This is a genomic window from Microbulbifer maximicatervae (SeqCode), from assembly GCF_052467065.1.
Genome location: NZ_CP174299.1, coordinates 3673919 through 3685674, shown reverse-complemented (window position 1 = coordinate 3685674; position 11756 = coordinate 3673919). Strand labels below are relative to the sequence as shown.

14 protein-coding genes are annotated in these 11756 nt (G+C 46.6%); 9 read left to right on the top strand and 5 right to left on the bottom strand.

The genetic code is table 11. The features are described 5' to 3' along the window. The first annotated feature begins 6 nt into the window (after window positions 1–6). The 6 genes from ACJJI1_RS16380 to ACJJI1_RS16355 all read left to right on the top strand — a co-directional run bounded on the left by ACJJI1_RS16380 (window position 7) and on the right by ACJJI1_RS16355 (window position 7028). On the top strand, window positions 7–1158 hold the full coding sequence (locus ACJJI1_RS16380) for a serine hydrolase domain-containing protein (protein WP_413665217.1): 1152 nt from the start codon (window positions 7–9) through the stop codon (window positions 1156–1158). 542 nt (window positions 1159–1700) lie between these two features. Beyond that, the gene (locus tag ACJJI1_RS16375) at window positions 1701–2153 is read left to right on the top strand and encodes a hypothetical protein (RefSeq protein WP_444957298.1); all 453 of its coding nucleotides are present in this window, start codon (window positions 1701–1703) and stop codon (window positions 2151–2153) included. A 183-nt stretch (window positions 2154–2336) separates the two neighbouring features. Further along, the gene (locus ACJJI1_RS16370) at window positions 2337–2936 is read left to right on the top strand and encodes a glutathione S-transferase N-terminal domain-containing protein (protein WP_444957297.1); all 600 of its coding nucleotides are present in this window, start codon (window positions 2337–2339) and stop codon (window positions 2934–2936) included. Between the two features lie 180 nt (window positions 2937–3116). Next, window positions 3117–4544 (top strand): alpha-amylase family protein, encoded by a 1428-nt coding sequence (locus ACJJI1_RS16365; protein ID WP_444957296.1) that lies wholly within the window; start codon window positions 3117–3119, stop codon window positions 4542–4544. Between the two features lie 205 nt (window positions 4545–4749). Then, window positions 4750–5634, top strand: a complete 885-nt coding sequence (locus ACJJI1_RS16360; protein ID WP_444957295.1) for an alpha/beta fold hydrolase — start codon at window positions 4750–4752, stop codon at window positions 5632–5634. Window positions 5635–5972: 338 nt separating this feature from the next. After that, window positions 5973–7028: an alpha/beta hydrolase gene (locus ACJJI1_RS16355; protein WP_444957294.1), complete on the top strand. Its 1056-nt coding sequence runs from the start codon at window positions 5973–5975 to the stop codon at window positions 7026–7028. A 139-nt stretch (window positions 7029–7167) separates the two neighbouring features. On the opposite strand, the gene ACJJI1_RS16350 is transcribed toward ACJJI1_RS16355, so the two are convergent. From ACJJI1_RS16350 to ACJJI1_RS16335, 4 genes are all read right to left on the bottom strand, one after another. Further along, window positions 7168–7542: a hypothetical protein gene (locus ACJJI1_RS16350; RefSeq protein ID WP_282933382.1), complete on the bottom strand. Its 375-nt coding sequence runs from the start codon at window positions 7540–7542 to the stop codon at window positions 7168–7170. Further along, window positions 7535–8089, bottom strand: coding sequence for an RNA polymerase sigma factor (locus tag ACJJI1_RS16345; RefSeq protein ID WP_413665211.1), 555 nt, complete (start codon window positions 8087–8089; stop codon window positions 7535–7537). The genes ACJJI1_RS16350 and ACJJI1_RS16345 overlap by 8 nt, the downstream gene beginning before the upstream one ends. Before the next feature lie 11 nt (window positions 8090–8100). Then, complete coding sequence (locus ACJJI1_RS16340) at window positions 8101–8922, bottom strand: DUF6249 domain-containing protein (RefSeq protein ID WP_444957293.1); 822 nt, start codon at window positions 8920–8922, stop codon at window positions 8101–8103. A 61-nt stretch (window positions 8923–8983) separates the two neighbouring features. After that, window positions 8984–9274 (bottom strand): hypothetical protein, encoded by a 291-nt coding sequence (locus ACJJI1_RS16335; RefSeq protein ID WP_444957292.1) that lies wholly within the window; start codon window positions 9272–9274, stop codon window positions 8984–8986. 170 nt (window positions 9275–9444) lie between these two features. Here ACJJI1_RS16335 and ACJJI1_RS16330 point away from each other — a divergent pair, with 170 nt between their 5' ends. The 3 genes from ACJJI1_RS16330 (at window position 9445) to ACJJI1_RS16320 (ending at window position 11271) form a co-directional block, all read left to right on the top strand. Next, window positions 9445–10053, top strand: coding sequence for a DUF924 family protein (locus tag ACJJI1_RS16330; protein WP_444957291.1), 609 nt, complete (start codon window positions 9445–9447; stop codon window positions 10051–10053). Beyond that, window positions 10053–10670: a LysE family translocator gene (locus ACJJI1_RS16325; RefSeq protein ID WP_444916713.1), complete on the top strand. Its 618-nt coding sequence runs from the start codon at window positions 10053–10055 to the stop codon at window positions 10668–10670. The genes ACJJI1_RS16330 and ACJJI1_RS16325 overlap by 1 nt, the downstream gene beginning before the upstream one ends. Window positions 10671–10971: 301 nt before the next feature. Next, entirely contained in the window at window positions 10972–11271 is a 300-nt protein-coding gene (locus ACJJI1_RS16320) for a YebG family protein (RefSeq protein ID WP_108732704.1), read from the top strand. A gap of 84 nt (window positions 11272–11355) precedes the next feature. On the opposite strand, the gene ACJJI1_RS16315 is transcribed toward ACJJI1_RS16320, so the two are convergent. Next, entirely contained in the window at window positions 11356–11751 is a 396-nt protein-coding gene (locus tag ACJJI1_RS16315; protein ID WP_108732703.1) for an MAPEG family protein, read from the bottom strand. Window positions 11752–11756 lie beyond the last annotated feature (5 nt).

The window sequence follows — 11756 nt, the reverse complement described above, 5'->3', positions numbered from 1 at the left end:
ATTAAAATGCATATAGGATTTAATAAAACTCTACCAAGGATTCTCCTGGCAGTCACACTTCTAACGTCACCCTTTATCGCACATGCCGACGATTCGTTACAAGAGTTTCTCGAACAAATACTTACTAATGCCCGAGATAGCAACAACCTTCCAGCAGTCGGTGTACTAGTTCAAATCGATGGCGACATCGCTGCCATGGCGGTAGACGGAGTTCGCGCACAGGGCCATAATGAAATAGTAACTATCAATGACCGCTGGCACATAGGTTCTAACACCAAAGCGATTACAGCAACAATGGTAGCGCGCTTAGTCGAGCAGGGCATATTACAATTTGAGGATACACTAGCTGACTCATTTCCCTCTTTTGCAAAAGATATAGACCCCGCTTACCGTAATATTACGATCACGCAATTGCTCAGTCACACTGCCGGCCTACCCCCTTTATCCAGCTGGTATGAGCTTCCTACATTAATGAAAGTAATCGAGCCGGAACACAGTATTCGAGCGCAACGCATGGCAGTCGCACGCCATTACCTCACTGTACCTCCCAGCTCCGAGGCTGGCTCAGCTGAATATTCCAATCTCGGCTTTATCATTGCTGGGGCTATCGCCGAAGCTCGAACAGACAAGACCTGGGAAGATCTCATCAAGGAGCAGATCTTTGCTCCACTTGGTATCAAGAATGCAGGTTTTTCAGCTCCCGGCTCTTCGACCACATTAGATCAACCCCGTGGCCACAAAAAATCCTGGCTGGGCAAGCTCATCCCGCTAGACCCTGCCGACAAAAATAGTGATAACCCTCAAGTAATGGGTCCCGCAGGAACTATCAATATATCACTCCAGGATTGGACTCTTTTTGTAGAAGATCAGCTCAATGGCGTACATGGTCGCGGTAAATTGCTAAAGACTGAAACCTATCGCAAGTTACATTCACCGGTGACAGGCAATTATGCTCTCGGGTGGGGCGCAGTGTACGACTCTGAGTTATCACTTCTTGCACATACTGGCAGTAATGGATATTGGTTTACTGATGTGCGTATTATGCCCAAGCATGACATAATCTTTCTAATTGCGATAAATGCGGGGCACAAGACTGCGGAAAAGTCGATGAAAGATATCCGCAAGCACCTTACAAAACGTTTGAAACCATTTGAGTGATTCACTGGAGCAAGCGGGCTTGATTGTTCAGGTCCGCAGCAGTTTCTCACTCCCTCCTCCTATAGACGCCCACATCTTGTGGAAAATAGCAGCCGCATTAAAGGAAGTCGCTCACCTTTAAATATATTAAAATAAACATTTCTGAAAATTAATTTTATAAAACCACACCTCAGATCCTTAAACAGAATAAGCCAGCATAATTATCAACCCATACGGACACATAGTAAGATCCTATTAACAACTAGTGGGCCAGCTAAAATTTAGCAAACACCGAAATTCGATTCAAAAAGGATTTAACACCAAAATATAGAGATACCCCCTTGTAAACAATGGTGTGATTGGCCATTATTGAACTACCGCTGAGTAATAAGGCACAAGTAAGTAGCGGCCTGTGAATTGACCCTCCATATTCTGACTAGAATAGAAAAACCATCGAAACCAGACAGAAATACTAACAATACTGACGAAAACAGCTATTAAAAAGCTCCACCCTAGGCAATCAATGTTGCGCCTGGTATAACCTACAAAAATAGATAATACTCATGAAAAAGCTGATTTTCTTTCTACTATTTTCTAGCTGTGCAAATGGAACATCTATAGAGCCTGCAACACTGGAACAGCTTCTAGAAAGCACCGATCACGTTTTACATGTTCTGGTTCAAAAGGTAGATATGTTCACCTCAAGCGGAGAAATCACCTTTAATCCAGATGGGAGAACCAGTCCTTTATCAGGGAATAAGATTAGGCTCCATGTTAAATTAATGCCAAATGGTGTAATTAAAAGCAACCTTGATCATGTCCCCCCGGAATTTTACGTAGAACTTTGGGAAATGTGGCACTATCAACTCGGTAATATCCAAGGGTTATCATTAGGCGAAGAGTTTGTTTTTCTGCTGAGAGGTCCAGACTTAAACAAGGTATACCCCCGGTATTTTATGAGAAAAACAGATGAAAAACCTAACATTATTGAACTACTGAAGAAGCTATCTGACTAACTAATGCTACCTCTAAATTCACCCTTAAATTTTCAGTCAGCATGAAAGTCTCAGCATAATGTTTAAACACTAGATTCTGTATACTCTTTTCTAAATATCTCGAGGGGAGGCAACATATAGCTTCTCAGATACTCTTGAATACCCTGCCACTTTCTCCAGCAACACCAAAAAGGAGTACATATTTTGAAATTAATCACAGGCACTGATTCCACCTGGTCCTTAAGAGTCTGGATATGCGCCCAAATCGCAGGCCTTGACATTGAGATCAAAGCCATAGACCTCTCCAGCCCTAACTACAAAAACGAAGTACTTAAATATTCCCAAGCTGGACTTGTACCTGTGTTGTTGCTTGAAGATACTTATATTCATGATTCACTGGCAATCGCTGAGTATTTTAATGAGCTCTCCAAAGGCATCTTGTACCCTTCATCAAATATTGAGCGAGCACAATCAAGAAGCCTATGTGCTGAACTTCACTCCGGTTTCATCGCCTTAAGAAGCAACTGCCCTTTCACTCTAGATAAAAGCAACTCCTCCCCGGATATGAACCCTGGAATTCAGGCTGAGTTAAAAAGGATTGAAGATATTTTCTCGAAAGCAAAACTGCCCTTCATGTTCGGCTCTGCTGGGGCTGTAGACGCATTTTACGCAATACTCGCTTATAGACTATATGCTTATAATATCTCATTAAGCGAGAAAGCTACCAGATACCAGCAAAGTCTGTTGGAATGGCCAATCTTGCAGCAAGCAATTGACCTGGCAGCAGAGTGGAGAAACCCGTAATTAAAGCTGTCACCAAATGTCGCTTTGGAACTTTCTTATCAACTCATCGATTACAAGGTTGGCTGTAGCCAGCCTTGTAGTTACAACAGCATCAACACGGCGAAGATTTGTAAGTTATTTACCTAATTTGCCATAATCACTAATAAGGCAATCAATCTTAAAGGGCCTCGGATAAGATACATGCTTATATCCAGCCTACACTTAAGTACTGAGCAAGCAAGAAGCGCCACATCTCAAACTACTTGGCTAGCCATTATCAGCCTCCTCTTAGGCGCAGCCTGTATTCAGTTGGTTATCATGCGCTTTTTTAATGGGCAAATGGCACCGGATGTCTTCGCAAGTTTATTACATCAGCTTGTACAGACTAAGGGTACACCTGCACTTGTCAAATCACTGGCCAGCCACCTTATCCCCTACTCAGCTTTTGTGACCTATACACTCCACCTGGTACTATTGCTTGCTGGGACCCTCTTGATATTGCGTGTTTTTATTGTTTTGGGCGCAACACTCATGTTTTTCGGCTTTATCTTGCTGTGGGGGTTGACTTACATGGGAGAAAACAGCTGGTACTTCGAGTTTTTGTCACCTGCGTTATTTGCCTTAATCTTGGCAGTTAGCATTTACAAGCTCCATAAAGACTCTCAATACAATTTTCGTTCTCGGTTTTTAGGCGCGGTGATAGCACCGAGAGTAAGCCTATTAACCTGGGGTTGTGCGATTGTTGTAGCATCTGCTCTCTTATTTGGAGTCTTTGTTATGTCACGCAATGGTGGCGATTACGTATTCACTGTAAGCGCCCTATCCAGCATTACCATTGCCATTTTATCAATAGCTTCAAAGTATTTAGACAAGTATCGAAATACTCCCCCCAAACAGGATTCAACTCCGATATTAGGGCGCTGGATTGATCTTTTTACCTTCACCATCGGAGTAATGTTAGTCTTTCAGATTTTTGAGGATGGGCTGTTAAATTGGTTTACTGTAGAAGGGTACCGAGGTCTCATTAACTCCTATGTCGAATACGGGAATACACCGTATTGGTATCGGGGAGCCTTGGCCTGGGTAGCGGATCACGCCGAGATCTTTATGCCAACCCAGAGAGTATTCGAGACCGTTGCTGCAATCTGTATGGTAATTTTAGTCTTTCGATTTCCAGTTGTACTGCTGGCGACCGGTCTCTTTGCCATTCTCTCTTTTACGGAATTTGGAGTTACGAATGCTTGGCCTCCCGCTCCAGGCAAGCCTCCCGCCTGGGTATTTGAACTACTGCTTACAACATTGGTTAGCTTTACCTGCGGTCTCTATTACTTACTAGATGCTATTGCGCACAAATCCTGGAAGCATTGGATATTGGGTCCCAAAATATTTGACTCAATATCAGATTTCAATAAGTGTTTTTTATTTATTTTCTTACTTATTATCGAAGTAATTATATTTTCCTCCACTCCCATACAAGAGGAGACCAAATTCATTGCACTACACTTCTCAGCACTGTCACTTATTCCTTTATTTTTCACTATGATAATTCTGGATAAATACCGGGCAATCACACCCAAAATAGATTTTTATACCAACCCAAATGGGAAAAATCATAACCAACTACCGTAAGCTCCCACCTGCTTTGGATTTAAGTAATCAACCCTATAAAACGGACGTTTGTGCAATTTATATTGCGGGTAATATTGCAGCAACAACTAATAGGAGTAATTCCACGGTACAATGTGGGCATAAGCGAATATTGGTAGCCGAAGCCCCTTCGCCTACGAACTTCCTCTGATTACGTTATAGAAATTATATTGAGTTAATTTACATCATGAAGACTCTTCATCTGGTAATTTTATTTAGCATCCTGTCTATTTTTTCTACTTATGTGGCAGCAGAGAGAATCAAGATCGACAACTCTCTCACTATCCACTACGAACAAGCGGGTAATGGCGATACGACAATCATCTTTATTCCCGGCTGGATGATGTCTACAAAGGTTTTCGAGCATCAACTTGCCCATTTCAAGGACTCCACCAAGTATCGCGCACTAGCTTATGATCCCCGCGGCCAGGGCATGTCATCCAAGCCTGTTGAGGGCCATACTTATCAGCAACACGCTCGAGACTTAGCTGCACTGATTGACAAGCTGGGGCTTGATAGCGTGATTCTCGCGGGTTGGTCCTATGGAGTGACCGAGCAACTGGCCTATCTCAACCAGTTCGGCACTGACAAGATAAAAGCCATGATTATGATCGACACTGGCCCGGAGATTTCTGGGGCCAGCCGGGACGAGTGGGTCTGGTATCTAAATGATGATTCAGACGGATACTCGCGCTCATTCACTGAGGGGATTATTGAGGATCGCGAAAATGTGATTGCAGAGTTCGTCAAATGGATGCTTGAAAATCCCACTGCAGAAAATATTGCCTGGATATCTAATATCGCCAATCAAACCTCTAGCAGCGTCGCCGCAATTACCAACGCTACTGGTTTTTATCTCGACTACAGCAAAGACCTTATCGGCCTTGAAGGGAAGATTCCCATGCTATATGTGGTACGAAATGAAGTTAAGGAAGTGGCTGACAAATGGATCAAAGCTAATACCCCTTCCGCCACTACCGCTTATATGGGAAAGCATATGATGTTTTGGGAGAGGCCCGATGAATTCAATGCAGTGGTCGATCAATTTCTGGAGAATATAGAAACTAAGTAGCATTCACTATTTTGTTAAACTTAGGGCAGACTGACTTCAGCCTGCCCTAAGTTTTAAGTCTGCAGTCCCTACTTCATCGACTTACCCCCGCTCAACAAGGCATATCTCCCAGTCAAGGCACTTGACATCTAAAGGGTCAATAAATAGATTTAAGTCATATAACAATAAATTGTTAACTTCTTCCGGCACAAACATCGGCGCACGTCGACACGAGTACCCTCTACTGAAAATACCTGACAAGTAGGCAAAAGCAGCTTTCTTCAGCCAGTTTTAGCTGGTTAATTTAACCCGAACTTTAGTGTTACACCCTAAAATAATACCTACATGGAGAGTGGAAAATGAGAGTTCTATTTTTAGCCTTGATAAGTGTTTGTTCGCTGATAGCAAATGCTTCAGATTTTATTCTCGCACAAAAGACGGAAATCAAATCAGATTTCCTTGGTGAAAACCGAACCATCTTGGTGAAACTTCCCGAACAATATAAGGATAATGACAAAGAATATCCTGTGCTCTACGTATTACATGCTCAGTGGGACATGCTTTCTACTTTGTCTACTGTCGATTTACTTGAAGGCCAAGTGCCCAATTTTATCGTGATTGGTGTAGAGGGAATGGGCAAGGAGTTGCGCCCGGATCAAGGTAAATCGACAGCATTTTCTCAGTTCCTAGCAAACGAAGTTGTGCCCTATGTCAATAAAAACTATCGAACCGCAGATTTTAGTATTTTGTCTGGGCACTCCAACTCTGGCCGCTTCGTACTGGACTACTGGCTAAACGACAAAGCACCATTTTCACAGTACTTTGCTTTTAGCCCGTCATTAGAGGATAAATATATAACCGGGCGAGTTTCCAATTTAGCACCTAAACAACTCAAAGAGCTTTCCCCGCTGACCGTGACCATCGCTAACGAGGGGAATCATATGCAAGTCCCATTTGACGAGTTGAGCCAAACTCTCGCAAATGTACCGGGTACAACCTTTACCTTCCAGAAATTCCCAGAGCAATCCCACAGAACGACCAAACATCACTCTATGCAATTTGCCCTTCAACACACCTTTACAGGGTGGGAACCTACTTACGAACTTAAAGTAAGTGGGTTTGATGGACTGACAAACCACTACCATAATTTATCAGATAAATTTGGCTTCAAAGTAGTTATTCCCACCAATACCCTGCAACGCTTGATGGCCCACCATGCCATTTCCGACTCTGAAAACGCAGCTAGCGAATTAAAACTCCATATCGCATATACCATCAAAGAAGTTTCGAGCGGGATCGCTGCCACAATTGAGACAGCAGAATACCTGCTGAACAATGGCTATGAAGAGGCGGGGAAAACCATACTGAAAGAGATGTGCAACCAGGCTGAAGAGCACGCTCGCTGCAAAGGCTGACAAAATCTACTCGAAGGCCAGACACACTCTTAATATGAAGCGAGCCCACTAAAACTTTAAGGAAAGCTTGCAAAGTAAAAAAGGAAGCTGCCCGCCCTATCATGATTTAGGCGCGGGCTTCTATAAAGGCAGGCTCTCGTTAGCGGCGTGCGGCGAAAATGCCACCGGTCATTACCGCTAAAGAAGATAAAAGTCCAACACCTACCAAGCTATACAAGCTAATAGATTGCTTGGCCATCTCGGCAACTACCTCACTGAAAGGGAACTGCCAGGCAATGATCCCTAAGGCAGCTGCTACCGCGATGTACTGAGAATAACTGGAACGACGCTTTGAGCGTTTAGGCTGCGCAGGGAGCGCGGCCATCACGCGGTCACAAAAACCATCGTTATCCAAATGGGGCTCATTGAACTGGAGCTGTTCACTTAGCCAGGCGTCAAACTCCCGGTCGTTGCCCTCTAAAGCCATTTCACTCAAGGCGTTACCTTTCGTGTTGCGCTGTTCAAAGTTAACCATTTACCACCTCCTCACGCCAGGGCTGTAGCAAGCTACGCAGCTTGGCCCGAGCACGGTTGACATGGGATTTTACCGTACCAAGCGGCAATTTCATAATACTTGCCGCCTCCTCGTGAGAAAAGCCCCTGTGCATACACAGATGGATTGCTTGCCGTTGCGGGCCACTCAGGGTATCCATCGCGGCAGTGAGGTCCCTAGCCATCCCTAACTGCCGAGATTCTTCAATAGTCTCATCGGCCTGAGCCCTATCCACTGCCTCTTGATCCACATCGGGCATATTCTTACGCTTGTGGCTCATGACGAGATTATAGGCGATACGGTACAGCCAGGTGCTGAAGCGGGCATCCCCCCTGAACGCCGGCAACGCCTTATAGGCCTTAATAAAGGCCTCCTGCGCCATATCGTCTGCCAGACCCTGGTCACCATCACACAGCTGTCGGAGCGAGTATCGCAGCTGAGATTGATAGCGACGAACCAGCTGGGCGTATGCCCGCTGGTCCCCGTCTTTGACGGCCCGCCTGATTAATTCCTCGTCATTGAGGTCCATACTCGCCTTTCCTACACCTGCTTGTTATCAAGCTTCCAGTTCACATAGCGAGCCACACCGATAAACAGAGGGATCAAGCCGAGACTGCCTACTCCAATACCCGCAAGAGCTGAGAGGGAGAGGAATACAGCAGCGCCTATTGCAATCAGGTTGATACCGCGATCATTGGAGCTATTTGGCTCTCTCTCATCCAAAAGATCTATTAGCTCCGGGGGCACATCCCGACCATCAGCAACCATCTGGTTGATATTACTCATTACCAGTTGTTTCTTTCGATAGCTACTGCGTGTCACTAGCCACACAATAAATACCGGCATTCCAAATACACAGAGGAGCGCCACTACTGGTACAACTGTGGTGACTCCCGCCGATACAAGATCTTCATTATCGTGATCGTGGTGTGAGTAGTTGTGATCCCAGTGCCTGTCCCGGCCCCGATAGTTACGGTCACCAGAGAGGCTTATCCTGACATTGTCCGGTACGCTATTCAGGGTATCTTCGGTAACCTTTCCGTCTACATCCAGAATGCCCTTGCTTTTCAGACGTTCAATAATTTCCTGGCTTAGGGGACCGCCAAAGTCCTGCCCCAAGTCAACCCGAACCTCACTTTTCTCACCATTCTCGCCTTCGGATTTGATGGTGAGAACACCATCTTCACGCAATATACGGACGCGGGTTTCAGATTCGGAGGCCTCCACACCTGGCGGCGGCGGGGGCTCAGGGACAAATGAGTCCTCCTCTTGGGCCCAGCTGCCCATGCTTATGCTGGATGCCGCAATGGCCACCCAACAGCAGATGACTGCCTGGAATGATTGTTTATTTCTCGCTCTCATTACTTACTCTCTAATCATTTTCGTTATCAGTGGTGTGAACCGTCATTGGGGGGGGGGTGACCTACATCACCATCATTCGAGCCTTGGAGTAGGGGTAAGCCATTCCTCCTCGGGGCTCTTTTTCCTCAGCAATACGCACTGGAGGTAGCCGGTTAACTTCCTCGCTCTTATCAGTGCACTCACCAAGCTTTTTAAGTATTTGCTGATCAATTTTCTGGGTGAGCTCTCGGCGAATCCCATCCTGGGAAAGCGTCAGCTCGGAGGCATTAACCTGACCCACTTGCAGAGCCGCAACTACCAGAGATAGCGCGACGCAAAATTGTACCTTTTTAGTTGATCTCGCAGTAAACATTGTGATCTCCCGATTTTCCCTTGTACGCCACTATGACGATTCGGGGAGCCCAGTTGGATGCAGGTGTATAATTTTTTTTACGCCAACACTTGGAACCACCTTCTAATGGTCATCACTGGGCTGAAACGATCGGATAAACTCGGAACACAACACGGAATGAGAACTTCGATATGACAACCCCTGATGATGTCCTGGTTTTTTGGTTTGGCGGCACTGATATTCGCGGTAACTCTATTGCTGCGGAGAAGCAGAGTTTATGGTTTGCCGCTACTCCGGAAGTGGACGCCGACATCAAGGCAAGATTTGGAGCTATTGCCGAATCAGCGCAGCGTGGAGAGCTGGACCGTTGGCAGCAAACTTTGAAAGGCGAACTCGCCTTGCTACTGGTATGTGACCAACTATCCAGAAACATTTACCGGGGCACCCGCCAGGCGTTCGCTGCAGACTCCCAAGCTCTGGCAATTACAATGTCGCTGATTCAGCGCGGAGAGGCCCCGAATCTTGGGCTCTACCAGCAGGTATTCCTAGGCATGCCGCTAGAGCACAGCGAAGACCTCGTGACCCAGCAACACTCGGTAGACTACTTTCGACAGTTGCAGCAAACCTTCGCAGAAGACAAAATTGCCTCGCCCTATCTCGACACTCATTATCGATACGCCCTTGCCCATCAAGAGGTCATCGAGCGATTTGGGCGCTTCCCTCACCGCAATGCGGCTTTGGGTCGCACTTCCACTCAAGCAGAAAAAGAATGGCTGGCTCAAGGGGGCGGCTTTAAATAATGGATTTACTCAGTTGGTTATCTCTCGCGGGGATCTGTGCCCTCGGCGCTATGTCTCCGGGACCAAGTCTTCTTATCGTCTTACGCAGCGCCTCCTCAGGCTTACAGCAAGGCCTGGCCAGTGCTATTGCACACGGAGCCGGGGTCGCTATATACGCAATTCTTACCGCATTTGGCCTGGCGGTATTGATCACTAGCTCTCCTCTTCTATTTAACATTCTGCAGTGGGCCGGTGCAGCAATGCTGGTCTACCTGGGCTGGAAAGCCCTCAGCGCGCCCGCACCGGGTACCAGTACTGCAACTGTACAACCTCCACACCAGAGCCTGAAGCGCTCTATCGCTCAAGGTTTTGGTGTTGCCTTCTTCAACCCCAAGATCGCCGTATTTTTCACCGCCCTATTCAGCCAGTTTGTGTCAGAACAGCAAGCCCTGAGCACCAAGCTGGGCATGGCGGCCCTGGTTTCAGGAGTGGATGCAGTTTGGTACTGCATCGTTGCCCTGGCGGTTCACGCCAGCCGTAAACGCCAGCTGGTCAGCAAGCATATTGGCCATCGTATCCAACAGGTTTTCGGGATCTTACTGATAGGACTGGCAGCCCGGCTGATCCTTAGCATTTAAAGCCACAGGCCTGCAGAAACCTTCACTATCTCAGTTTCACCACATCCCAATAAAAAACAGGCCCGCAAGCGGGCCTGTTAAATGATGTGAAGACAACCAGTCGCCCCGGGGGGAATGCGTCTGGCTGTTTGCACATTATGACAGTGTTCACGCTTAATGGCGGACCAATCATCGCACCTGCTGGTCTTTTGACCGCATAGGGCCCTTTCTTCACCCCATCGTTGACACTGAATATTTATACAGTTAGGGTAGCGGCATACAAACTAAGTGGACAGTCTAATAGACGATTGGGAGGCACACGATGGCCGTAGTAGCTGTTTGGAAATGCGATAGAGACGGAGCAATGTTCGACAACAAAAAAGACGCTGAAGAACACGATAAGATGCTGGAGCTCGCAGCTAATATCACGTCGCTGATTGAGCGCCACATCGACAGCATTGATGAGCAAGTGGGCGAAGAGATCGGCCTGCTGTTGGCCAAACGCCGCGATGCCCTGGCTAAAGCCTGTAAAGGGAAGCCTGAAGTACTACTCGAAGAAGACGAAAACATGGTGCAGGAGAGCGAAGATGATCGCGTAACTCCGCTCGCCGCCAATCAGTAAACGCTTATAGATTCATCCCTGTACTCTGCCCGGTTCTACCGGGCTTTTTTGCGTGGGGCTCATACTGAGCCTCACCAATAAACCTCAAAGATTAATTACGGCATTAACAATGTTAATGACCGCTAACACAACGATAACGACCCAGCTGATTAAAGTTCCCCAAAAGCGCCCAAAGTGCAGCCCGCCCTTGCCCTTGGTCAGTCCATAGGCATGAAATACCCGTGAGATAAAAAAGAGCGCCCCGAAGAGGTGTAACCACAGTGCAGGCAAACCGCCCAACTCTGCAGCCAGCAACAGAAGCAACGCTATCGGAGTGTACTCAATCGCATTAGCGTGAACTCGCACCCTAATCTCATTGAAACGATCATCTCCGGTTCCAATTCCCACTTTCTTTGTGCGACGAAACTCGACTACCCTGAATGCCAAGTAAATAATCAGAAGCGCACAGAGGCCGGTGTAGAGTGCTGTGATATTCGCCATGTTTT